Annotated in this window: 20 protein-coding genes; 13 read left to right on the forward strand and 7 right to left on the reverse strand. The window is 44.7% G+C overall.

Annotated features, from left to right (window positions below):
• Nucleotides 1-116: 116 nt before the first annotated feature.
• The 4 genes from AAC006_RS03695 to lysC all read left to right on the forward strand — a co-directional run bounded on the left by AAC006_RS03695 (nucleotide 117) and on the right by lysC (nucleotide 6,037).
• Nucleotides 117-1,133: a DNA ligase gene (locus AAC006_RS03695; RefSeq protein WP_339890697.1), complete on the forward strand. Its 1,017-nt coding sequence runs from the start codon at nucleotides 117-119 to the stop codon at nucleotides 1,131-1,133.
• 334 nt (nucleotides 1,134-1,467) lie between these two features.
• Nucleotides 1,468-4,080, forward strand: a complete 2,613-nt coding sequence (gene acnB / locus AAC006_RS03700; RefSeq protein ID WP_339890699.1) for a bifunctional aconitate hydratase 2/2-methylisocitrate dehydratase — start codon at nucleotides 1,468-1,470, stop codon at nucleotides 4,078-4,080.
• Nucleotides 4,081-4,150: 70 nt separating this feature from the next.
• Entirely contained in the window at nucleotides 4,151-4,600 is a 450-nt protein-coding gene (locus AAC006_RS03705) for a DUF192 domain-containing protein (protein WP_339890700.1), read from the forward strand.
• A gap of 72 nt (nucleotides 4,601-4,672) precedes the next feature.
• Nucleotides 4,673-6,037: a lysine-sensitive aspartokinase 3 gene (gene lysC / locus AAC006_RS03710; RefSeq protein ID WP_013785399.1), complete on the forward strand. Its 1,365-nt coding sequence runs from the start codon at nucleotides 4,673-4,675 to the stop codon at nucleotides 6,035-6,037.
• Nucleotides 6,038-6,156: 119 nt separating this feature from the next.
• On the opposite strand, the gene AAC006_RS03715 is transcribed toward lysC, so the two are convergent.
• From AAC006_RS03715 to lptD, 7 genes are all read right to left on the reverse strand, one after another.
• Complete coding sequence (locus AAC006_RS03715; RefSeq protein WP_256772038.1) at nucleotides 6,157-8,181, reverse strand: methyl-accepting chemotaxis protein; 2,025 nt, start codon at nucleotides 8,179-8,181, stop codon at nucleotides 6,157-6,159.
• A 226-nt stretch (nucleotides 8,182-8,407) separates the two neighbouring features.
• Nucleotides 8,408-9,223, reverse strand: coding sequence for a symmetrical bis(5'-nucleosyl)-tetraphosphatase (locus tag AAC006_RS03720; RefSeq protein ID WP_339890703.1), 816 nt, complete (start codon nucleotides 9,221-9,223; stop codon nucleotides 8,408-8,410).
• Nucleotides 9,224-9,235: 12 nt separating this feature from the next.
• The gene (gene apaG, locus AAC006_RS03725) at nucleotides 9,236-9,610 is read right to left on the reverse strand and encodes a Co2+/Mg2+ efflux protein ApaG (protein WP_013785396.1); all 375 of its coding nucleotides are present in this window, start codon (nucleotides 9,608-9,610) and stop codon (nucleotides 9,236-9,238) included.
• A 9-nt stretch (nucleotides 9,611-9,619) separates the two neighbouring features.
• Complete coding sequence (gene rsmA, locus AAC006_RS03730; protein WP_126872480.1) at nucleotides 9,620-10,447, reverse strand: 16S rRNA (adenine(1518)-N(6)/adenine(1519)-N(6))-dimethyltransferase RsmA; 828 nt, start codon at nucleotides 10,445-10,447, stop codon at nucleotides 9,620-9,622.
• Nucleotides 10,444-11,427, reverse strand: coding sequence for a 4-hydroxythreonine-4-phosphate dehydrogenase PdxA (pdxA, locus tag AAC006_RS03735; RefSeq protein WP_013785394.1), 984 nt, complete (start codon nucleotides 11,425-11,427; stop codon nucleotides 10,444-10,446). Before pdxA ends, rsmA begins: the two co-directional genes overlap by 4 nt.
• A gap of 14 nt (nucleotides 11,428-11,441) precedes the next feature.
• Nucleotides 11,442-12,728, reverse strand: a complete 1,287-nt coding sequence (surA, locus tag AAC006_RS03740; protein WP_256772040.1) for a peptidylprolyl isomerase SurA — start codon at nucleotides 12,726-12,728, stop codon at nucleotides 11,442-11,444.
• A 54-nt stretch (nucleotides 12,729-12,782) separates the two neighbouring features.
• The gene (gene lptD, locus AAC006_RS03745) at nucleotides 12,783-15,017 is read right to left on the reverse strand and encodes an LPS assembly protein LptD (protein WP_339890705.1); all 2,235 of its coding nucleotides are present in this window, start codon (nucleotides 15,015-15,017) and stop codon (nucleotides 12,783-12,785) included.
• A gap of 441 nt (nucleotides 15,018-15,458) precedes the next feature.
• Here lptD and djlA point away from each other — a divergent pair, with 441 nt between their 5' ends.
• The 9 genes from djlA (at nucleotide 15,459) to rlmD (ending at nucleotide 23,900) form a co-directional block, all read left to right on the forward strand.
• Nucleotides 15,459-16,325, forward strand: a complete 867-nt coding sequence (gene djlA / locus AAC006_RS03750; protein WP_208805348.1) for a co-chaperone DjlA — start codon at nucleotides 15,459-15,461, stop codon at nucleotides 16,323-16,325.
• Complete coding sequence (xerD, locus tag AAC006_RS03755) at nucleotides 16,325-17,242, forward strand: site-specific tyrosine recombinase XerD (protein WP_129736584.1); 918 nt, start codon at nucleotides 16,325-16,327, stop codon at nucleotides 17,240-17,242. Before djlA ends, xerD begins: the two co-directional genes overlap by 1 nt.
• A gap of 183 nt (nucleotides 17,243-17,425) precedes the next feature.
• Nucleotides 17,426-18,148 (forward strand): bifunctional protein-disulfide isomerase/oxidoreductase DsbC, encoded by a 723-nt coding sequence (dsbC, locus tag AAC006_RS03760; RefSeq protein WP_339890706.1) that lies wholly within the window; start codon nucleotides 17,426-17,428, stop codon nucleotides 18,146-18,148.
• Nucleotides 18,149-18,285: 137 nt separating this feature from the next.
• Nucleotides 18,286-20,007 carry a single-stranded-DNA-specific exonuclease RecJ gene (gene recJ / locus AAC006_RS03765; RefSeq protein WP_339890746.1) on the forward strand — a complete coding sequence of 574 codons (1,722 nt, stop codon included), beginning with the start codon at nucleotides 18,286-18,288 and terminating at the stop codon, nucleotides 20,005-20,007.
• A 78-nt stretch (nucleotides 20,008-20,085) separates the two neighbouring features.
• Entirely contained in the window at nucleotides 20,086-20,361 is a 276-nt protein-coding gene (locus AAC006_RS03770) for a hypothetical protein (protein ID WP_013785387.1), read from the forward strand.
• 43 nt (nucleotides 20,362-20,404) lie between these two features.
• Nucleotides 20,405-21,115, forward strand: a complete 711-nt coding sequence (gene recO, locus AAC006_RS03775; protein ID WP_013785386.1) for a DNA repair protein RecO — start codon at nucleotides 20,405-20,407, stop codon at nucleotides 21,113-21,115.
• 158 nt (nucleotides 21,116-21,273) lie between these two features.
• Nucleotides 21,274-22,011 (forward strand): pyridoxine 5'-phosphate synthase, encoded by a 738-nt coding sequence (gene pdxJ, locus AAC006_RS03780; RefSeq protein ID WP_013785385.1) that lies wholly within the window; start codon nucleotides 21,274-21,276, stop codon nucleotides 22,009-22,011.
• A 72-nt stretch (nucleotides 22,012-22,083) separates the two neighbouring features.
• A complete protein-coding gene (gene acpS / locus AAC006_RS03785) occupies nucleotides 22,084-22,461 on the forward strand; it encodes a holo-ACP synthase (RefSeq protein ID WP_013785384.1) in 378 nt (125 codons plus the stop codon).
• A gap of 17 nt (nucleotides 22,462-22,478) precedes the next feature.
• Nucleotides 22,479-23,900, forward strand: coding sequence for a 23S rRNA (uracil(1939)-C(5))-methyltransferase RlmD (rlmD, locus tag AAC006_RS03790; RefSeq protein WP_126872485.1), 1,422 nt, complete (start codon nucleotides 22,479-22,481; stop codon nucleotides 23,898-23,900).
• The last annotated feature ends 12 nt before the right edge of the window (nucleotides 23,901-23,912 follow it).

Here is a 23,912-nt window from a genome sequence, read left to right on the forward strand (position 1 = left end):
TGTATTCCGCCTGTATTCCGCCTGTATTCAAAGCCTTCATGTAAACCAGTCTTAAGCCCAGTTTACTCACGAGTTGATAAGCGTAAGCTTTTTTGTTTTTTAACAAGAATGCCAAAATGAATTTTAAATATTTTATCTCGATACTACTACTGGCGATAAGTTTGCCTACCGTTTCATTTGCCACACCCGTTGCCATCCCCTTTGCCACTCCAGGCACTTACCTAAAGTCTGACACAACTGAACCAATGTCTGACTTTGCTAAGCCAATTTCTGATACTGCTAAGTCGATGGCTAACGTCGCCAAGCCAGTGTTTAGCCCCATTAAACGCGTGATAAAGCAGGGGGTAACGCCTATCCAATTGGCAGCGACCTACAATAAGAGTGACTACATCAATATTGCTGAGTATTTGGTTAGCGAAAAGTTAGATGGCGTGCGTGCCCGCTGGACGGGTACGCAGCTTCTTACCCGAAACGGTAATAAAATTCACGCACCTGAGTGGTTTACCAAGAACTGGCCTGATGTAGTTCTTGATGGAGAGCTATGGACACAGCGAAGCAGTTTTGAAGCTATCGCTTCTATTGTACTTAGCCATACGCCTGATGAACGCTGGAGGACGGTGAAGATGATGCTGTTTGATATGCCCGTCAGTCATGTCCCGTTTGCCACACGTTTGTCTACGATGGAGACACTGGTAAGGCAAGCAAATAGTAATAGCTTAACTATGATCCCCCAGTTTACCTTAGGTTCTCAGCGGGTTCTCGAAGCGAAAATAGATGAGGTCACCGCAAAGGGCGGTGAAGGCCTAATGCTGCATCACAAAGCTGCCTTTTATCAGGACGGACGCAGTAATCAGCTATTAAAGGTAAAACGGTTCAACGATGCTGAAGCCAAAGTGATTGGCTATGTAAAAGGTAAAGGGAAGTTCGCCGGCATGATGGGCTCGCTTATCGTCGAGACGCCAGCGGGGATACAATTTAAAATCGGCACAGGGTTTAGTATGAAACAGCGCCGATATCCGCCACCCATGAACAGTTGGATCACCTTTAAATACTTTGGCGTAACAAAGAAGGGCATTCCCCGCTTTGCGAGCTTTAGGCATGTGCGTCCAGCTAAAGACCTTCCAGATTTATAAGACGTTATGCCCTTGTGGTGTTCAAGCCGAGCTTGGTTTTCACGGTTATCGACTCCATTTCAATAAAGACAGGAAATAATAATAGGGAGCAATAGCGCTCAATAACATTTAATAACTTCGATTGCTTTTAGGGTTTAATTTTAAAGTTTTTAATAGCTTTAATCGTTCAATATCAAGTGCGCTGAATGGCGACTATAAACGAATAATAAGCCTCAAAAATTTAATTTAGGCAGGTTAATCGTTATACTTATGAAGTATTTTTAATCAGACCTTGCGTCAAGATCGTACAAGACCGTTATTCCCATTGCGCAAGCTAAACCAAGAGGAAGACATCGTGTTACAAGACTATCGCAAACACGTAGAAGAACGTGCTGTTGAAGGGATCCCTCCTAAGCCGCTAAATGCTGAACAGGTAGCAGGCTTGGTTGAGTTAATTAAAAATCCACCAGAAGGCGAAGCAGACAATTTACTAGAATTGTTGTCTGAACGTGTTCCACCTGGCGTAGATGAGGCCGCTTACGTTAAAGCCGGTTTCCTAAGTGCTATCGTTAAAGGCGAAGATAGCTGCTCGTTAATTTCAAAAGAAAAGGCCATTGAGCTATTAGGCAACATGCATGGTGGCTACAACATCGTGACATTAGTTGAGCTTCTCGACGATGAGAGCCTAGCGCCACTAGCGGCTAAAGAACTTAAGCACACGCTGCTGATGTTTGACGCCTACCATGATGTTGAAGAAAAGCACAAAGCCGGAAATCAATTTGCCACTGACGTTATTAAGTCGTGGGCAGAAGGAGAGTGGTTTACGTCGCGTAAATTAATGGACGATAAGATCACTTACTCTGTATTTAAAGTGACCGGTGAAACCAATACCGACGACTTGTCTCCCGCCCCAGATGCGTGGTCGCGCCCAGACATTCCTCTTCACGCCTTAGCCGCTTATAAGATGACCCGTGATGGCTTAGAGCCCGAAGAACATGGCGTTAAAGGGCCAATGCAACAAATTGAAGATGTAAAAAACCAAAGTTATCCCGTTGCCTTTGTTGGCGATGTGGTAGGCACAGGTTCATCACGTAAATCGGCCACCAATTCAGTGTTGTGGTTCTTTGGTGAAGACTTACCAGGCGTGCCAAATAAGCGCGGTGGCGGTGTATGTATTGGTAGCAAAGTAGCACCTATTTTCTTCAATACTATGGAAGACGCAGGGGCCTTGGTATTTGAAGCTGATGTAGAAAAAATGAACATGGGCGATGTCATCGACATCTACCCGTTTGAAGGCAAAATTACCAACCATGAAACAGGTGAAGTGTTAGCGGAGTACGAATACAAATCTAAAGTCATTTTAGATGAAGTACGCGCTGGTGGACGAATTAACCTTATTATTGGCCGCGCGCTTACTGAAAAAGCACGAGAAACATTAGGTTTAGGTGCAACAGATTTGTTCCGCACTCCAGAACAACCTACCGATACTGGTAAAGGCTACACCCTTGCCCAAAAGATGGTAGGTAAAGCGTGTGGCGTTGAAGGCATTCGCCCTGGTACTTATTGCGAACCTAAGATGACCACGGTTGGTTCGCAAGATACTACAGGCCCTATGACGCGAGATGAGCTAAAAGATTTAGCCTGTCTTGGTTTCACTGCCGACTTAACCATGCAGTCGTTCTGTCATACTGCGGCGTATCCTAAGCCTGTTGATATTGAAACACAGCATACCTTGCCAGACTTCATGATGAACCGAGGCGGTGTATCCCTTCGTCCCGGCGACGGCATTATTCACAGCTGGTTAAATCGCATGTTGTTGCCAGACACAGTTGGTACCGGTGGCGATTCACACACTCGTTTCCCATTAGGTATTTCATTCCCAGCAGGATCTGGCTTAGTGGCTTTTGCTGCAGCAACCGGTGTGATGCCCCTAGATATGCCTGAATCCATTCTGGTTCGTTTTAAAGGCGAAATGCAGCCTGGCATTACCCTGCGTGATTTAGTACACGCCATTCCGTTATACGGTATTAAGCAAGGCTTACTTACCGTAGAGAAGAAAGGCAAAATTAATGCGTTCTCTGGTCGCGTACTTGAAATTGAAGGGCTGGAACACCTAACGGTAGAACAAGCATTTGAATTATCTGACGCATCGGCAGAGCGTTCAGCGGCGGGCTGTAGTATTAACCTTTCAGAAGAGTCTATTGCTGAATACCTTAATTCAAACATCACTATGCTTCGTTGGATGATTAACGAAGGTTACGGCGACCCACGTACGCTTGAACGCCGTGCTCAGAAGATGGAAGAGTGGCTGGCCAACCCTGAACTTATGCGCGCCGATGCAGATGCTGAGTACAAGGAAATTATCGAGATAGACCTCAACGACATTAAAGAGCCTATTGTGTGCTGCCCGAATGACCCTGATGACGCGAAAACGCTATCAGATGTTGCTGGTGAGAACGTAGATGAAGTCTTTATCGGTTCATGTATGACTAACATTGGTCATTTTAGAGCGGCCGGTAAATTACTTGAGCAGTTCAATAAAACCTTACCTACCCGTTTGTGGATGTCGCCACCCACGAAAATGGATAAGGCTCAGTTGATGGAAGAGGGCTACTACAACATTTATGGGCGAGTGGGCGTGCGTACAGAAATGCCCGGGTGTTCATTGTGTATGGGTAACCAAGCACGTGTAAATGCAGGTGCTACGGTGCTGTCTACCTCTACCAGAAACTTCCCTAATCGTTTAGGTGATGGGGCGAACGTGTACCTTACGTCGGCCGAGTTAGCGGCGGTAGGTGCTATCGTTGGTCGTATTCCAACGGCAGAAGAATACATGGAATATGCGAGCAAAATTAACTCCATGTCGTCTGAAGTATTCCGCTACTTAAACTTCGATAAAATGCCAAGTTTCAAGAAGGCTGAGGAAGAGGCAAAGGCCAATATCATTCCAACATTGAATGTTGCCTGATTTAGTGTATAAACTACAAAGCCGGGCACCGTAAGTGTCCGGCTTTTTTTATGGGTAAAAGGAATGTCTAATGGCTAAAACTACTTTCATCGCAATCGCGCTATTTGTGCTTCTAGGATATGGCGCTTTTAATGCCAGCGCACAAATGGAACCTAGCGTAGAGTTTGATCAAATCACCTTAACGATTGATGGAAAACTTTACCAAATGGAATACGCGCACTCTTTTGATCAACGTGCCCAAGGGTTAATGTTCAGAGAATCTCTGTGTGATGACTGTGGAATGTTCTTTAAGTTTGCATCGTCGCGATACGCCAGCATGTGGATGAAGAATACGAATATTGCTTTAGATGTCGCCTATATCGACAGAAATGGCGTAATTACAGATATAAAACCTCTAGAGCCTCACGACCTAACGTCTGTGCAGGCAACTAAAGAGGTACTCTACGCGCTAGAAATGAACCAAGGGTGGTTCGCTTCACACAATATCAGTGTGGGTGACCAGATAGAAATTAATCGTTAAACCGGTGCGAATAACCTATTCGCCGGTCATTATCGAGCACTATGCTCGGTAAAAGAAATTCGGAGTAAAATCGTGGCAAATGCTTTAACCATCGCCAAGTTCGGCGGAACCAGTGTTGCGAACTATGAAGTGATGCAAAACTGTGCGCGAATTGTTGCCTCAAACAGTGCGACCCGTATCGTGGTTGTTAGTGCATCAGCAGGGGTGACAAACCACCTGGTGAATTTAGCGCACAGCCCACTTACCCAAGAGCAAATAGAATCTACTTGCCAGTCTATTGTTGATATTGAACTTGCCATTCTCAACAAGCTTGCAGATAAAAGCTCGGTTGAAAGCAAGCTAAATGATTTGCTGGATGAAATGAAATCCCTAGCATTTCACGAAGAGATTTTACATAGAAACGATTTGAAAGATCAGTTGCTTTCTATGGGGGAGCGCATGTCGTCATTGATGTTCAGTGCAGTCTTAGCCGAACAAAAAGTAGCTGAACAAAATGTGACTACCATGAACTTCGATGTACGCAAAGTCTTGCGCACCGACAGTGAATTTGGTGAAGCAGTGCCACAGATAGACACCATTGAAGCTTTGGCAAAGCAATTGCTGGCCCCTGAAATTGAAAATGCTATTGTGGTTACACAAGGGTTTGTGGGTGCTGATGATGAAGGCCGAACTACGACCTTAGGTCGTGGTGGTTCTGATTTTACTGCCGCGCTTCTCGCAGAAGCATTAGACGCTGACGCCTGTGAAATATGGACAGACGTGATTGGGGTTTATACTACCGATCCACGTATCACTGCTGCTGCTCGCCCATTACCAGAACTTAGCTTTGAAGAAGCGGCTGAAATGGCGACATTTGGTGCTAAGGTGCTGCATCCTGCCACCATGGAACCAGCCCTTCGTAAAAACATTAAAGTGTTTGTAGGTTCAAGTAAAGAGCCAGAAAAAGGCGGTACTTGGATTGTTCGAGACTGTGTAGAAGAGCCACCTTATCGTGCCATTACTCGCCGTAAAGACCAAGTTATGGTAACAGTGAAAACACCTAAGATGATGTACGCACAGGGCTTCCTACAGCAGGTTTTTGCCATCATCGCTAAGCACAAGCTAAGTGTTGATTTGGTGACTACATCAGAAATCTCGGTGTCGTTTACCTTAGACAACCCTGCCAATTCAGTGGCACAGCGCTTAAACAAAGAAACCATTGCAGAACTTGAAACTATTTGTGATGTGAAAGTAGAGAACGGTTACGACTTAGTCACTGTAGTAGGTAACCACATGCAAACCGCCATTGGTGTGTCTAGCAAGATTTTTGCTGCGGTGTCTGACTTTAACTTACGCATGATTTGTTTCGGTGCTAACCCGCACAACCTGTCATTCTTAGTGAATGAAACTGACAGCGATAAAATAGTGAAGGACTTACATAAAGCGCTTTTTGAGTAGCGTGTAATGTGTTTTTCACAGACAAAAAAGGGAAGGTGTTAACCTTCCCTTTTTCATTTAACGCTGAGTGTTTAAGTTAATCCAATCCAATTAAACTAAACCAAATACTCAGTGTGATTTTATACCTTAAACTGACGGATAGATTGCTGTAGTTCTTCAGCAAGCCTTGCCACTTCGTGGCTAGAGTCAGAGGTTTGCTGGGCACCTGAAGTGGTCTCTTCAGCAATATTAACGATAGTTTCAAGCTTCTCGCTAATTTCTTGTGATACCGTATTTTGTTCACGTGCGGATTGTTCAATTTGAGAACTTACGTCGTGGGCTTTGTGTACCGCTTCAGAGATGATATCTAGCGCTTGTGTCGCTTTTTCCGTTTGCTCTACACAGGCTACTGTTTGCTCTTTACCTTGATTCATTACTGATACCGCGCGTTCAGCACCCGCTTGAAGTACCTCAATCATCGCGTTAATTTCTTGCGTAGACTGTTGCGTTCGGCTCGCTAGTGTACGTACTTCATCAGCAACTACCGCAAAGCCTCTACCTTGCTCACCCGCACGGGCAGCTTCAATGGCGGCATTCAAGGCAAGTAGGTTAGTTTGGTCGGCCACGCCGCGTATAACATCAAGAATACCCCCGATGCTAGCGCTGTCTTGATGAAGCTTGTTGATAACATCGGCAGCGTCTTGAACGTCTTTGGCGAGAATTTCGATAATACGTTTATTCTCAAGTGAGATTTGACGTACATTTTCAGCTTCGGCATCAGCATGGCGAATTTGGCTCAGCGTATCTTCAGCGTTTTGCACTACTAATTGTGAGGTAGAGTGCATCTCTGTAGTGGCGGTTGCCACTTGGCCAATTTGCGACTTCTGATCTTGAATCGAATGCGTGGTTTGCGCAGTAACGGCTGAGGTTTGTTCTGATGCCGCGGCAAGTTGCTCGGCACGGGTATTAATTCCTGAAATCAGCTCTTTGAGGTTGCCAATTAGGGTATTACAGTTTTTAGCTAACAGACCAAATTCATCTTGAGCAGAATCGTCAAGGCGATGTGTTAAGTCTCCAGATGATGCCACGGTAAGCAACTCGTTCACGCGATAAAGAGGACGGGTAATAGCTCTTACCGTCACGTAACCAATCGCAGCGGCTATCAAAATTGAAAATATTACCACCGCTATAATGATGATATTGCCTGTAGTAATAGCACCATTCACTTGATTTTCTACGTCTTTTGCTTTGGCGTCCGCAAGCGCTAGTAATTGTTCAAGTTCAACAATACCATTTGCAATGTTCTTATCTGATGCATTAAGTGCCGCCTCAGAATCGTTTCTGCGTTCTAGCCTCTCTACATGCAACGCCATTACGCCGTCACTGGCTGTAATCGCATTAAGGGCATCGTTAACCAATTCATTAATATCGCTAAGCGTACCTGACTGATCTCGCTGCCCAGCGGCTTGGCTCATATCGCTAAGTAAAGTAGCAACCTTATCTACCACTAAGTCCACTTCGTTACCCAGGGTTTGAGAGCGTACGATAGTTTCAGTCTTTACGTATTCATAAGAAACGGTAAGTAGAGAAAGTAATGAGGTTTCTAGTTGGCTACCAATATCTGCTGCGCGTCTAAGATTTGGGTCACTTTGCACTGCGTCAAGGTCAGAAAAGTCTAGTAGGTAAGTAGACGCATCGTCAGCGTTATCTTCAGCATCACCTAAACGGTCGTCAATGGTGTTTCGGATATCCATGAATTTTTGGTGGTTCAAATAGACCGCTTCAACATTTTTAATATAGTTGTCAAAGGAAGCTCGAACGCTGTTTAGTTTACTCTGAAGTTCAGGTTCATTGGCAACTGCAGTCGCTAGCTTCTTATATTCAGTTTCGAACATGTCTCGGCTTTGATTGAACGCTGTACGCTTTTCCTGAAGGCCAGACAAATCTTCTTCAATATAGGCTTCGAATGTCAATCTACCCATGTTTAGGAAGTTCGCTTTTAAGGCGTTACTACCCGCTACTGTAGGAAGCGCAACGTCATTTACTTCTTCGGTTGCTGAACCAATGGAATTGAGGTTAAACAACGAAACAACGCTAATGACAATCAGTAGACAAGTAATTGCTACAAAACCGCCGACTACGCGAGTGGCTACTGTAATCTTCATTGAAACTCCTAGACTATTTTTTATTCTTTTGCGTGACGATACTACCCCGCACTACGTCCAAAATACACCTCAATGACCTAGAGGAAGGTATTAAAATGTATAACATGAACGGTAATGGGATTATAGACTAACGTATATAACCAACGTATCGGCAGGTAAGCCATTAAGTTAACAAGTAAAGCATAAGAAATTGCGATTTAGTAGTTTGCTTTAGCAATTAAGTCATTTACGCATTTACTCTGATGTGTTTACCTGTATTGACATCCAGCATGGTCATTTCTTGACCCCAAACATACCCAGTATCTAGCGCGACAAAACGATCATCTTGCGTCTCGCTGTTAAGTGCAGCCCAATGACCGAAGAGTACCTGTTCTTGTGCCTTAAGATGGAGGTTATCTACCTTGAACCAAGGAACAACAGATTTCGAAGCCTGACCAGGGTGGGTTTTCGTCTCAAACTCTAAGCTAGTATCTGCGTGTAGAAAGCGCATTCTGGTGCACGCGTTTACAATAAAGCGGGTTCGCGATTCACCTTCAAGTTTATCAGACCATTTAACCGGTGTGTTGCCATACATGTTTTTTAAAAAATCAGTGTAGTGCTTCGATTGTAATTTCTTACTGACTTCATCGCTTAAGCTGACGAGTATGTCTGTACTCCAGTGAGGGTAGAGACCGGCATGTACGATGGTGTGATTGTCATTGATTTTTTTCGCGAGGGGAAATTGGCGAAGCCAATCTAGTAGTGCTTTTAAATCGGGAGCATCAAGCAAGGGCTGTAGGTTGTCAGCTTTCTTAGGTTTACGAATTTTGTTCGCGACCGCCAGCAAGTGAAGATCATGGTTTCCTAGTACGGTTTCAAAACTGCTACCTAAGCTTTTTAGAAACCGTAAGGTGCTTAACGAGTCTTCGCCTCTGGCAACTAAGTCGCCGACGGCGAAGAGTTTATCTTTATCCGCAGAGAATTTGGCTTTCTCCAGCAGTCGCTGTAGCCCACTATAACAACCTTGAATATCACCCACGACGAAGGTGTTGCGATAAGTCATAAATCTCAAAAATCAGTGAAGAATGTTGGGAACCGCTAAACGGAATACTTCAATTGGAACACGAAAACGTTCTCCGTTTTCACGCTCCATTTCGTAATAGCCTTGCATATTTCCTACCGGGGTATCAAGTACTGCACCACTGGTATAGTCAAAATCTTCGCCCGGTTTTAATATGGGCTGTTTACCCACAACACCTGAGCCACTCACCTCTGAGGTTTTACCATTAGCATCGGTAATTTGCCAGTAACGATTAATAAGTTGTACCGTTTCCTGGCTGTCATTCACAATGGTCACGTGATAAGCGAACGCAAATTGTGGCGAATCAGAAGGTAGGTGCTCGGGAAGGTGACGGGTTTTCACCCGCACCTTAATTTCAGACTCATTCATAAGCTAACTTTAATTTTCTTGTGCTTCTTCTAACGCTGATACTGCATTCGCTATAGTGGCGAAATCCTGCAAGGATAGCACTTCAGCCCTTACGGTTGGGTTTATACCCAGCGCGCTGATTTGTGCTTCAGTAAGACTTTCTTTTAACGAGTTGCGTATTGTCTTGCGACGTTGATTGAACGCCTGTGCGCATACTCGTTCGAGGGTAGCCACTGAGACCACATCCACTGGAGGTGTTTTGTGCGGAATAAGACGTACTACCGCAGAATCAACCTTCGGGGGCGGCTTAAAGGCACCTGGTGGCACATTGAGTACCGGCATAACCTTACAATAGTATTGGGCCATTACCGATAATCGGCCATAGCTTTTAGAGCCATGCCCTGCAGCTAAACGATTCACCACTTCTTTTTGTAGCATGAAGTGCATGTCATCTACGCACGCAGCGTGAGAGAACAGGTGAAACATTAGCGGCGTTGAAATGTTATACGGTAAGTTACCAAAAACGCGCAACCCTTTATCTTTCACGGGCATAGTTTTAGCCAGCTCGGTGAAATCCATGGTCATGGCGTCTTGTTCAATAACAGTTAGCTTATCGCCGTTAAACGGATGTTCTCGTAAACGCTTAGCCAAATCTCGGTCAAGCTCGATAACAGTAAGTGCTTCAACTTCATCGCAAACAGGATCGGTTAGCGCGCCTAAGCCAGGGCCGATTTCAACCAAGTTTTGCTCGTGTTGCGGATTAATGGCCGACACGATTTGTCCAATCACATAGTCGTCGTGAAGGAAGTTTTGTCCGAAGCGTTTTCTGGCCGTGTGGCCTAAATGTGTTTTACTCATTGTTGATGATGTGCAAGCTCAATGGCTTTTTCCAATGCTTTTCTGAAACTGCCAGGATCGGCATTACCATGGCCTGCTAAATCTAGTGCAGTACCGTGATCGACGGATGTTCTTATAAATGGAAGGCCAAGGGTAATGTTAACCGAAGCGCCAAACCCTTTATATTTTAGCACGGGAAGGCCTTGGTCGTGGTACATCGCAAGAACAACATCTGCATCTTCCAGATATTTAGGCTGAAATATAGTATCGGCAGGAAGTGGCCCGGTAATATTTAGCCCTTCTTCACGTAACTCGTTTAGCGCCGGAATAATGGTTTGAATTTCTTCTGTGCCAATATGACCATCTTCACCTGCATGGGGATTAAGCCCACACACGTAGATATGCGGATTACGAACACCAAATTTTAGTTTAAAGTCGGTGTTAATAATATGGAGCACTTTGTGAAGGCGTTCTTTAGTAATGGCGCGAGATACATATTCTAAAGGAATATGCGTAGTGGCTAGTGCGACATTTAAGCCTTCTGTTGCCAACAACATGACAACATCAATCGTATTGGATTGATACGCGAAGAATTCAGTATGACCACTGAAAGATACGCCAGCCTTATTGATAATGCCCTTGTGCACCGGTCCGGTGACTACCGCATGAAAGTCGCCTTCCATGTTTGCTTGGCACGCTTGTCGAAGGGTTTCTACTACGTATAACCCGTTCTCACTATCTAAGGTTCCTGCAACCACATCGGCCGCTTTATCAATTTGCTTAATAAACAGCGAACCCGCAGGCTGAACCTGCGGGTTTGATGCATCATAAGGAAGCAGTGTAAGCGGTAAACCAAGTGCTTTCGCTCTGGTTTCAAGTATCTCGCCATCGGCGAATACCACTAACTGAGCTTGCCATGATTCTTGAGCCAGCTTGATAATTAAGTCTGGCCCAATACCGGCAGGCTCACCTGGTGTTACTGCAATTTTTATCGGTGTCATTTATGCTCTATATATTACTCGATAACTTCAATGTAGGCAGCGTCGCGCATTTCACGTAACCAGTTTTCCGTTTCTTCTGCGAACTTTCTGTTGAAAATAAGCTGATACGCTTTGTCTTCTTTGCGGCGCTCTGTTGCGTCGTCTACACGTCTATCGATTAATTGGATTAAGTGCCAACCGTGTACTGAACGTACTGGGTCGCTGTATTCACCAGCTGATAATTGCGCAAGGGCGTCTTTAAAAGCTGGTACGTAGTTGTTTGGATCTGACCAACCAAGCTCGCCGCCTTTAAGGGCTGAACCTGGATCTTCTGAATGCTCTTTAGCAAGATCTTCAAATTCAACTTCACCCGCTTCAAGCTGAGCTCTGAATTTTACTAGCATCGCTTTGGCTTTGTCTTCACTGAGTATGATTGAAGGCTTAACGAGGATATGACGAGAGTTAACCTCTTCAATAGTGACTTTTTCAATGCCTCGAGTATCTAATACTTTCAAGATATGAAAACCAGCACCACTTCGGATAGGGCCGACTAGCTCGTCTTTTGCTTTCCCCTGAATCGCTTCAGCAAACAAGGTAGGCATAGCGTTAATGTTCAACCAACCCATGTCACCACCTTCTAAGGCTTCATTACCTGATGATGATGCGATAGCTATTTTAGCAAAATCTGACCCAGAATTTAATAGAGAAAGTACTTTGTCTGCACGCTCTCTTGCTGCATCGATTTGTTCGTCGGAAGGATCCGATGGAAAGCCAATAAGAATGTGGCCTAGACGGTATTCTTCTTGTTCTGCACCTTGTTGTTCCATAAGTTCAATAAGGGTTTCTCTTTCTTGGTCGGTAATATAAACACGGCGGCGAACATTCGCGCGACGTACTTCACCCATCACGATTTCTTCGCGTATATCTTCACGGTAATCTTCATAAGCGATGCCTTCTAAACGCAATTGTCTGCGTAGTTCATCTACCGTGGTATTTTGGTTTGCAGCAATATTTGCAATGGTTTGTTCAAGCTGTGGGTCGCTTATTTGAATACCCATTCTTTGTGCCATCTGCAATTGAAGACTTTTGGTGATTAAACGCTCAATGGCTTGAGTACGCAGTGCGCGGTCAGAAGGAAGGTCTTGCCCATTTGCCTCTGCGTTACGTTTAACGTCATTCATGAGTGCATCTACTTCACTTTGAAGTACAACACCCTGATCGACAATAACCGCTACGCGGTCAAGCATTACTTCTTGCGCGTAGCTGCTAAACGACAACACTGCACTGACTAACAAGGCCCGGATTATGAACTTCATACTCACTCTTTTATTATTGGTTAATGCTTAACGTAGGGCTACTCCCCACGCTACAACGGATTAATTTAAACTATATGGCTGACGATAGCCAAACATGCCATCTTGTAACATGCTTCTTTGTGTACCAGACGTACCGATACCTTTGAATATAAATTGTAATGACACACCCGTATCGAAATCGTCGGTAGATTGTTCACCCGATGAATCATAACGGTTGCTTAAACTTCTTTCTGCCACTAAGCGTATTGCCCAACAACAGGATTCATACTGAATACCTGCATAAGTCTCAATACTTCTATCGCGCTCGATGTCACGGTAAGTTCTACCCACCCATTGCCAGTTTTCAGCAATAGGCCAACTCGCCGATATTCCCACTTGGTCAATGGTTTCACCACTTAAATCACGAACATATCGGTGACTCAACTGAATAAATCGCTTTGCATCTTGTCGATATTCTAAGCCAACACTACTTAAGTCAACTTTGTCGGTGTCGGTAGTCACTTGAATATCAGAATGGGCGTACCAGTTTTTGTTAAAGCGCCAGTCCATCTCAGCGGCTAGCGCCGAACGGTCTTGATTTTTAGTCGCGGCAATAACCTTGTTATCTTCAAGGTAGAATATCTGACCCAAGCTAAGTACAAATTGTTCCCTATTGTTTTTATCCAATATTCGACTGGTTATACCAAGGGTAACTTGGTTGTTATCTGAAATTCTATCCAATCCGGTAAATTCTTGCCCTCTGAATAGCCCTTCAACATCGGTTAACAGAGGCGTTGAATCATACAGCCCAATCGCTGTTTGGTCTTCATATGAGGTGTAAAGATACTGAATTTTAGGTTCTAACGTCATGGCGGTATCGTGACCAAACCATGAGGAATCTTTTTCGAAATACAGCGCGCCGAATAGGCGAGCTTGACCTAAAGTACGCTCTACATTTTCTTCTAAGTCAGTATCTTGAATATTTTCTTGCTTATAAACCGTTTGCAACACAGTGGTTTCAGCAACAAATTCACCCCATGCTGCACGAATAGGCATAGAGAGGGTGGGAGCTACATGAAAGCGGGTTGCTGTTGGCGCGGTTTCAGAAGTGTTGTCAAAATACGCTAGTTCAGAGTTAACACTAAATTCGAAATAGCGGCCAAAAGGCGTACGGTAATCAATTTTAACTTCAGGAAGCGCACGATAACTGTCGGCGGTATCACCCAATATTTCGAAGTCTTTTACTTGCATATTTACTGTGAGATCTCGGGTGTAATAACCCAAGTTTACGGTACGATAAAGGTGTGTATCTGCGCTGTTATAATAATCAGAGCCTAAATCAACAATGTAGTTGTCATCACTCAAACCATTGAAATCGATACCCAGTACCCAGTTATCGTTAAGTTGACCTTGATGCTGTAAACGGTAGAAATAACGATCGGGAGACCCTTCAATATCACTGTCACTTGGCAAGTATTCTACGTACGCGGTCCCTTCACTTTTTTCGGTTAGGTAACGAAACTCTGTATTTAGCTGAATACCGCGCTGGGTCATCACTCGAGGCGAAATGGTCATGTCAAAATTAGGGGCAATATTCCAATAAAATGGTTGTGTGTAATCGATGCCGGTATTGCTAGAGCTTGTTATTTCGGGAAACAATAAACCCGTTTGACGTTCATTACTTACTGGAAATGCGAAATAAGGAAGATAGAAAACAGGAACGTCAGCGACATAAAAGCGGGTATGTTTGGCTTTACCCCATGCTGTGCCTTTTTCAATGCTAATCTCACTGGCCCGAATCATCCAATCTTCATGGCCTTCGGGGCAGGTAGTAAAACTCACTTCCTTTAAAACAATACCTTCATTGGTATCAACCAATATGTCTTCGGCTGCGCCTTGTCCAACAAACCCAGTGAGTTGATAACGGGTATTTTGCATTTCTAAGCGTTCTTCTTTTGAACGAAGTGACACCGCATCACTTTCTACGCTTAACTGTGCATCGCGAAAATGCACATCGCCTTTTGCTAGCACGTCTTCACCATTGCCATTTACTTGTGCTTGAGACGCACTGATGATGGCGCTATCAGATGTAATATCAACATTACCTGAAAACAGTGCTACTTTATTTTCGATGATTTCAGTTCGGTTAGCTTCAACTTTCACATGCCCCTTCGGCATAAGTGCTGAGCTTTTAAAGACAATGGGCTCCACCGAGCAAAAGGCTAGCGGTGAGACTGATTCTGGATTAGCTTCCTGTGCAAACGCGACGTGAGTAGACAAGGTCGCGGAAACAAGCATGGCGCAGGTCTTTTTCATGCGGTGGTGAATGGCCTGTTTTGTTATTCGGTGCTGACACTATAATGATGTGACCTTAAGGCGCACATATAGTTCTGCATAGAGTTAATAATACGCCAACCTAGTAGCGTTGGCAGTTAACGCAATGTAATTAGCCGTCAATTCTAAGCACTTCTGTTGTATTTACCAACCATTGGATTAAAAAAATCGTATTTCTCTTTATCTAAATAGGGATTTACCGCATATTTACTGACTTATTGGGTAAAAATCGTCTCAATTAATGAAGCGAATAGACGAGTTTTTAGCTTGAAAAGCGTCAAGCTGTACCTACTTCTAATGATTACTTTATTTTTATAGCCTTTTAAGGCTTGCAGATCATAGTGCTTAAACAACGATTTCAGACGTGGGTTGAGTGCAAAATCATCATCAATAATGCGCTAATGATTACAGGAGAATACTGACATGGCCGTGTGGGGAAAAATCCTTGGTGTGCTTTTTGGGTTTATGTTTTTAAAAATCCCCGGCGCTATTTTAGGGCTAATCGTAGGGCATTTCTTCGATAAGGCGTACAGCCAAGACTTTAATCAACTCGGTGGGTTTGGCCGTTTCTTTACCGATCAGAATAGTATGAAGCAACAAGCGGTATTTTTTCATAGCTTGTTCTCAGCGCTGGGTCATTTAGCGAAATCTGATGGCAAAGTAACCAGTCGTGAAATTCAAATTGCTACTGCACTCATGGATGACATGAAGTTAACCGGTGATGCACGAAAAGAAGCACAAGAAGCGTTTCGTGAAGGTAAAGCCAGAGACTTCCCTATTACTGATACATTGAAAGGGTTGTACGAGGCCAGTCATGGTCGCCGAGATATATTACAAGTTTTCTTGGAGATATTGATTCAAGCGGCATTTGCCGATGGCAAGTTAACCCAAGAAGAGTATGTGGTTTTAGAAAAAGTAGCGAAGCCGCTGGGTTTTAGACGCCGTGATCTCGATTATCTTATTTCCATGTTTGAAGCCGAAATACGCTTTAGGCAGCGAGGCGGACAAAGTGGCCCCAATGGACAAGGCCCCAATGGACGCCAGCGTTCTTCGCAACAAAGTGCCTATACCGAAAAACAATCTCTTGATGATGCTTATCGTATTTTGGGTGTTAGTGCATCAGATGATGAAAAAACGATTAAGCGTGCCTACCGAAAACGTATGTCTGAGCACCATCCAGATAAACTCGTCTCGAAAGGGTTACCTGAGCAAGCTATGGAGATGGCGAAGAAAAAGACCCAAGATATTCAATCTGCTTATGAGCTTATCAAGCAAAAGCGTGGCTTTTAATGGCGCGTGAGCTTACTTATGTGCCTGCTGCTAGTCAGGCACATATCGATGACTTTATAGACATGCTGTGGCTTGAGAAGGGGTTGTCTGATCATACGCAGCAAAGCTATCGTACCGATTTAACTAAACTGGCTATATTCTGTAATAACCAAGGCATTAAAGACATTGCGGTACTGACCACCGAAATGATGCAAGACTATCTTGCCTACCGCCACGACAAGGGACTTTCGGCGCGAAGCACACAACGGGCAATGAGTGCGCTACGAGCCTTTTATACGTATCTAATCGGTAAACAAATACGGGTAGATAATCCTATATCTTCCTTATCAAATCCCAAACTACCTAAATCTTTGCCTGCCTCTTTAAGTGAACGCCAAGTTGAAGATTTACTCGCTGCCCCCTTAGTAGAAGACCCGATAGAGTGCAGAGATAAAAGCATGCTAGAAGTGCTTTATGCCACAGGATTGCGGGTAAGTGAGCTTATCGGTTTGCAAATGAGCGAGGTAAGCTTACAGCAAGGCGTGGTGCGGGTTACCGGTAAAGGTAATAAAGACAGGTTAGTGCCATTGGGTGAAGATGCCATAGAATGGCTATTAACGTATATAAAAACTGCCCGCCCCGTGCTGGCCACTAAGCAATCAGACTATGTGTATTTGAGCAAACGTGGTCAAAAAATGACGCGGCAAACTTTTTGGCATCGTATTAAATATTATGCTGTTAAAGCGAATATTGAACAGCATCTGTCTCCACACACTTTGCGTCATGCCTTTGCCACCCATTTGCTCAATCATGGCGCCGATTTGCGGGTTGTGCAGATGTTGTTGGGGCACAGCGATTTGTCGACGACCCAAATTTATACCCATGTGGCGACCGAGCGTTTACAAACGCTCATTCACAGCCATCACCCTAGGGGATAACTCCACTAATTGGTAAGGCAAACTTCAGTGTTACCCAGCGAGTGGTGTGATAGCATTACGTTAAATACTCGCTAAGTATCGCTTTAGTGAAATGCGCAAATGAAATTTTTCTCTTGCATGGGCGGTCTTAGTTATATCCCATTTTAATATTTTGAAAGCATGATTGCTGTCGGAGTAAATATAGTGAAAGTAGTAAAATTTAGCTTATTGGTTGCAATGGTGTTCACTACGAGCCTTTTCGCGAGTGTCGCAAGCGCAGCAGATGAAACGGCAATTAAGAGTAAGCTGACTAATATGCTGGGGCTAGAGGTTGACTCTCTTGCCGATTCACCCATTCCAGGCTTGGTACAAGTATCGACCAATCGTGGTTTCTTCTATGTCAGTGATGATGCTAAATATTTGGTTCAGGCGCGTATTCTAAATATAGATGAAGGCATGCGTAATGAAACCGAAGCCGCCTATTCGGACCTTCGCATCGAAGGTGTGAAGGAAATGGAATCATCAGCCATTACGTTTAAAGCTAAAAACGAAAAGCATGTGATCAGTGTTTTCACCGATACCACCTGTGGTTATTGCCGAAAGCTTCATAAAGAAGTGGGCGACTTAAACGACATGGGGATTACGGTAAACTACTTGGCTTTTCCTCGTGCAGGGTTAGACAGCCAGAATTACCAAGATATGGTGTCGGTATGGTGTGCAGCAAATCCGCAAAAAGCATTAACTGATGCAAAAGCGGGCAACGATGTGGCAACCGCTAAATGTGCTAACAAAGTGGCAGAGCAATATTTGTTGGGACAAAAACTAGGTGTAAATGGTACCCCTAACATCGTATTGCCAGATGGCTCGCTAATTCCAGGTTACCAACCTGCAGGTATGATTGCACAGGCTATTGAGCAAGCCGAATAGCGCCAATTTTAATTTTTTAAAACGCACCGTAGCAAAAGTGAATACTCAGGCTAGGTGCGTTTTTTTATGTTCTGATTTTACCTACCTCATTCCCTTGGGTATCATTACCCTCTAATTAACCGTAGTGATGAATGTCGATGATATTGCCTGTAGTGCGCCGTGAAACTGGTGACGCCCCTCTTGCTTCTACTTTGCACCCTGTAATAGACCGTATTTATCGCGGCAGAAATGTGCAAGATGTTAGTGAATTAGAAAATGGGCTGAAGGGCCTTACCCATTTCAATGAGCTAAAAGGCATGGCCGGTGCAGCAAGTATTCTGGCAGACACTATTGAGCAAGATAAGACGCTTGTTATTGTGGGTGATTTCGATGCAGATGGGGCGACCAGTATTGCAGTGTGTATTCATTCATTGCATATGATGGGGTTTAATAAGGTTGATTATTTGGTGCCAAATCGTTTCGATTTTGGTTATGGCCTTAGTGTCCCTATTGTGGATATCGCCAAGCAGCAAGGCGCTGACGTTATTATTACGGTAGATAACGGCATTGCCTGTATCGACGGAGTAACGCATGCAAAAGCCTTGGGCATAGAGGTTATTGTTACTGATCACCACTTACCCGGTGACGACCTTCCCCCTGCCGATGCTATTGTGAACCCCAATCAACCAGGCTGTACTTTCCCCTCTAAAAACCTAGCGGGGGTTGGCGTGGCGTTCTACATCATGCTTGCACTTAAAACCGAGCTACAACAACGAAATTGGTTTACTAAAAAGAATCTTCCAGCGCCTAATTTGGCATCGTTACTAGATATTGTAGCCGTGGGTACGGTGGCCGACGTGGTGGTTTTAGATAAAAATAACCGAATTTTGGTACATCAAGGCCTGCAGCGGATTCGTGCAGGTAAATGCAGACCGGGTATTAAAGCGTTAGTTGAAGTGGCTAACCGTGATTGCGCTCACCTTACTTCAACCGATTTAGGTTTTGTTATTGGCCCTCGCTTAAATGCTGCCGGCAGGTTAGATGATATGTCTCAAGGCATAGCTTGCCTGCTAGAAGACGATACGATGCAAGCTCGCATGATAGCCTCGGAGCTAGATGCACTTAACCGTGAACGCCGAGAAATAGAAACCGGAATGAAGGCGCAAGCAGAACAAGTGCTAGAAAAAATGTCTCTTACCGAAGGCGATATTCCTGCCGCGTTAGTGGTGTATCAAGCCGATTTCCATCAAGGTGTGATTGGTATTGTGGCGGGACGCTTAAAAGAACAGTATTTGAAACCGGTTATCGCTTTTGCTCATCAAGACGAGACGACAATAAAAGGCTCGGCTCGCTCTATTCCAGGGGTACATATTCGCGATGTACTCGATGAAGTGAATACGCGTTTTCCGGGTGTTATTGACAAATTTGGTGGCCATGCAATGGCAGCAGGGCTAAGTTTGCCGGTGGCTAATTTAGCCGCATTCCAAAAGGCGTTCATCGATATTGCTAAGCAACATATGGATAAACTAGACGGTAACCAAGTGTTACTGTCTGACGGCAGCCTAACGGGCCAAGAGCTATCGTTGCCATTCGCCCATTTGCTTAGGCAAGCTGGCCCGTTTGGGCAGGGCTTTGAATCGCCATTATTCGATGGCGAGTTTCAAGTAGTGCAACAGCGACTGGTGGGTGAAAAACACTTAAAGTTGGTACTACGAGAGCCTTCGGTTGGCGAAGTGGATGCGATTGCCTTTAATATTGATATTAAAGCGTGGCCCAATGCCATGGTGAAACAAGTACGCATTGCCTACCGATTAGATGTAAACGTATTTCGCGGCCAGGAGTCGGTACAGCTTATTATCGAACAGCTAGAAAGCGCATAAATCAAACAGCTAGAGTACTTAAAGGCAAAGCGCTTAAGGTTCGCATATCAGAATACAACGCGGTGCAAGGTGAATAATATGAAATCAGAGACTGACAAATTAATCAGCAAGCATGGCCAATTAAATCAATCAGATAATATGAAGGTGGTGTCGCACGTCCAGCGTGAAGAAGATGATTGGGTGCGCAACACCGTAATGTTAGAAGGCATTGATGTGCCGTTTATTTATCGCCGAAAAAAGCTATACCAAAGCCTAAAAGGGGCGCGGGTCAATATCACTTACTACCGACAGGTAGAAGAGGTGGCAGGGATTGAGTTTGAAACCATGAAAGTGGTACGCATTAAACGAAGCTAAGCCCATTACTCTGTTAGAGTTGCTAATACATACGGGAAAATGAATGAATAACGACTGGTTGACTGCTTTTGTGTTGCACCGCCGAGCCTATAGAGAGACCAGTTATATCGTCGATTTCTTTACCCTAGAACAAGGCAAAGTGAGTGCCGTGGCGAAAGGTGTACGTAACAGCAAGTCTGATAAAAAAAGTCTGCTTCAACCTTTTCAAGCTCTCAAACTACAACTTGCCGGTAAATCTGATTTAAAAAACTTGCGGCATGTCGAAAGCACTGCGCCATCCATTAATTTAGTGGGCACGCCGCTATTTTGTGCTATGTACCTCAATGAACTTACCAATCGAATAATGCCTGCTGGCCTTGCCAGTGATGCGGTATTTGAGGCTTACGGACAGGCGCTTACGGCGCTATTTAGCGATGATGACATTGAAATTACCCTGCGAAAGTTTGAACTGTCACTTCTAGATGAAATGGGATTACTGCCTGATTTCACTGAAGATGTAGAATATGAAATGCCCATCGAGGCCGAAAAGCACTATGTACTGCAGCCGGAATTTGGCTTTTGTGCGCTGCCAGATGATGTGTCAAATAGCCATACTCGCAAGGGCTTGCCGGGTAGTGCGCTACTCGCCCTAGCACAAGGTGAATTTACGCCTATGAGTAAACGTGTGGCCAAAGTGCTATGCCGTGATTTACTCAAGCCGCTTATTGGCGATAAACCACTAAAAAGTAGAGAATTGTTTGTGGTTAGAAAGTAATAAAACAATAAGTGTTACGCATATTTAATCACGCTTTTTGCCATGTGATGGTTCGAAAGTTTGTTACAATAGCGCTTAATCAATTTTAGATAGGTAATACGCGCCTTTACTATGAAGCGCTGATTACCAAAGGCTTGTTCTACTATAGGTATCTGTTAATGAGTACACTTCTTCTTGGCGTTAACATCGATCACATTGCCACACTTCGAAATGCCCGTGGTACCAACTACCCCGATCCTGTGCATGCAGCAGATGTTGCGGAGCGCGCTGGAGCGGACGGTATTACTGTTCACTTACGTGAAGATCGTCGCCATATAAAAGACAGAGATGTACGCATTTTGGCGCAAACTATCAATACCCGCCTAAACTTGGAGATGGCGGTTACCGACGAGATGCTAGCGATTGCCGAGGAAGTTAAACCGGTATTTTGTTGCTTAGTGCCCGAGAAGCGTGAAGAACTAACCACTGAAGGCGGTCTTGACGTAGCGGGTAATTTGGCCGTGATGAAACAAGCATGCGAGCGTTTGGCGGCCGCGAACATTTTGGTGTCTTTGTTTATCGATGCAGATAAACAACAAATAGATGCAGCGGTTGAGTGCGGTGCGCCTTATATAGAAATTCATACTGGCCAGTATGCTGAAGCAACCAGTGAAGCCGAACTTGAAGAAGAGCTAGCTCGATTAGTGGAAGGTATTGAGTATGCCGATAAACGAGGTCTTAAAGTGAATGCTGGTCATGGTTTGCATTACCATAACGTGAAACCGATTGCGGCTATCCCTCAACTTATTGAGCTGAACATTGGCCATGCAATTATCGCAAGAGCGGCGTTTGATGGCTTAGCCACTGCGGTGGCTGATATGCGTAAGCTCATGTTAGAAGCAAGAAGTGGAATCTAACGTCACATCCGTTTAAGTTGCTAAACAAGTAAAATTGAAAGTAAACGCTAAAAACCAAAAAGAGAATACCTTGTGGCCATAGCTGGATTAGGCACAGACATTATTGAAATTGCACGTTTGAATAAAAGCGACGCTACTACCGAGCGCCTCGCCAAACGTGTACTCACGCCTTACGAGCTTAACCTTTATGTTGCTAGTAATGAGCCCGTGCGCTATTTAGCCAAGCGATTCGCCGCTAAAGAAGCAACAGTGAAGGCGTTAGGGACAGGTATTGGTAACGGCGTCAGTTGGCAACATATTGAAGTGCGCAATAATGCTTTAGGCGCGCCAGAACTTCATTTTACTGGAGAGGTTGCCATGCTGTGTGAACAGCGAGCTATTACCTCTAGTGTTATCAGCATTTCCGATGAAACTCACTATGCGGTTGCTACCGTTATTCTTGAAAATTAATGTAACGGGAGCACCACGTGGCCATATTTTATAAGCCGAGCAAAGGCAAAAACAAAAGTAATCTGAAAGGGCGAGTGCGCGGCGCTGGCTCAGGTGAAAAGCAGCACATTGTAAAAACTAAACAATCATGGCCCTCGGTTGATGACATTAATACTGCTAATGAAGCGGTAACCATTGATGGTATGGATTGGCAGGGGCAGGGCGTTGCTCGGGGTGAAACCTTATTTTTTGTTGATGGCGCTTTACCTGGTGAAACCGTAGAAATAAAAGCACTTTCAAGCAACAAGCAGATTGTTAACGCGAAAGTCACTAAAGTGAATACACCCTCAGAGCACCGCCAAAAACCGTTTTGCGGGGTGGCAAATCAGTGCGGTGGTTGTCAGCTCCAGCACGTAGAGCCTCAGGAAGCCCTCGCACTGCGAGACGATGCGCTTAAAAGTATGTTCCAGCGTAAACTCGGTTTCAACGAGGGGGCCTGGCAAGCGCCCGTCAGTGGTAATCGACCACGCTACCGCCGTAAAGCTCGACTAGCAATTGATGCAAGAAATCCAGATAAAATAAAACTTGGCTTTCGAGAAAATGCAGGCAAAAACATTGTTGATATCGAAGGCTGCCCAGTTTTAGTTGAATCGTTAAGCCAACTTATCGCGCCACTTAAATCTGCCATTACTGGCTATGCTAGCGCTCGCTTGGTTGGGCATGTCAGCTTGTTGGCCGGAGAAAACGCGGTGCAAGTCACGGTAAAGCATACCCGTTCATTGGCCAACGACTTTATTGCGTCGCTTTCCCAGTTCGCTGTGGAACAAAACGTGAATATGACAATCGAAGACGGTAATGGCGAATTTACTCATTTGCATGAAATAGCGCCAATTACCTGTAACACAGTAGATGGCTTCTATTTGCAACCTGGGCCTAATGATTTTGTTCAGGTGAACGCAGAAGTAAATACTAAAATGGTGGCGCAAGCCCTGTCGTGGTTAGCACCAAAAGCCGGTGAACGTATAGCCGATTGGTTCAGTGGTTTAGGTAATTTTACTTTGCCTATTGCCAACAGTGGCGCCACCGTAAGCGCGGTAGAAGGGGTTGCTGAAATGGTGCAGCGCGCCAAAAGTAACGCCCTTGAACAGGGCATAACGAACGTGGATTGGATGCAGCTTGACTTGGCTGATGAAAAATCAGTGGATAAAGCGTTAGCGGGTGGCTTCGATAAAGTCTTGCTTGATCCGTCTCGAGAAGGAGCATTGACGGTTTGTCATGCCCTGGTTCGAGCAACTCCTAGTACGATAGTGTATGTTTCTTGCAACCCGAACACTTTTTCGCGGGATGCGCGTGTACTGATAGATGGAGGTTATCAAATGCAAAAAGCGGGTGTGATTGAAATGTTCCCCTTTACCCATCACATGGAAACGATGGCGCTATTTACACGCCAACAGCAATAGCGAGCAGCGGTT

Origin of the sequence: uncultured Alteromonas sp. (assembly GCF_963976965.1) — a bacterium.
Taxonomy (GTDB): domain Bacteria; phylum Pseudomonadota; class Gammaproteobacteria; order Enterobacterales; family Alteromonadaceae; genus Alteromonas; species Alteromonas naphthalenivorans.

Bases quoted from the DNA above. Each gene is read 5' to 3' on its own strand.
- AAC006_RS03695 (WP_339890697.1), top strand. From the start codon at position 117: ATGAATTTTAAATATTTTATCTCGATACTACTACTGGCGATAAGTTTG.
- AAC006_RS03705 (WP_339890700.1), top strand. From the start codon at position 4,151: ATGGCTAAAACTACTTTCATCGCAATCGCGCTATTTGTGCTTCTAGGA.
- AAC006_RS03715 (WP_256772038.1), bottom strand. From the start codon at position 8,181: ATGAAGATTACAGTAGCCACTCGCGTAGTCGGCGGTTTTGTAGCAATT.
- AAC006_RS03720 (WP_339890703.1), bottom strand. From the start codon at position 9,223: ATGACTTATCGCAACACCTTCGTCGTGGGTGATATTCAAGGTTGTTAT.
- apaG (WP_013785396.1), bottom strand. From the start codon at position 9,610: ATGAATGAGTCTGAAATTAAGGTGCGGGTGAAAACCCGTCACCTTCCC.
- rsmA (WP_126872480.1), bottom strand. From the start codon at position 10,447: ATGAGTAAAACACATTTAGGCCACACGGCCAGAAAACGCTTCGGACAA.
- pdxA (WP_013785394.1), bottom strand. From the start codon at position 11,427: ATGACACCGATAAAAATTGCAGTAACACCAGGTGAGCCTGCCGGTATT.
- lptD (WP_339890705.1), bottom strand. From the start codon at position 15,017: ATGAAAAAGACCTGCGCCATGCTTGTTTCCGCGACCTTGTCTACTCAC.
- djlA (WP_208805348.1), top strand. From the start codon at position 15,459: ATGGCCGTGTGGGGAAAAATCCTTGGTGTGCTTTTTGGGTTTATGTTT.
- xerD (WP_129736584.1), top strand. From the start codon at position 16,325: ATGGCGCGTGAGCTTACTTATGTGCCTGCTGCTAGTCAGGCACATATC.
- recJ (WP_339890746.1), top strand. From the start codon at position 18,286: ATGATATTGCCTGTAGTGCGCCGTGAAACTGGTGACGCCCCTCTTGCT.
- AAC006_RS03770 (WP_013785387.1), top strand. From the start codon at position 20,086: ATGAAATCAGAGACTGACAAATTAATCAGCAAGCATGGCCAATTAAAT.
- recO (WP_013785386.1), top strand. From the start codon at position 20,405: ATGAATAACGACTGGTTGACTGCTTTTGTGTTGCACCGCCGAGCCTAT.
- pdxJ (WP_013785385.1), top strand. From the start codon at position 21,274: ATGAGTACACTTCTTCTTGGCGTTAACATCGATCACATTGCCACACTT.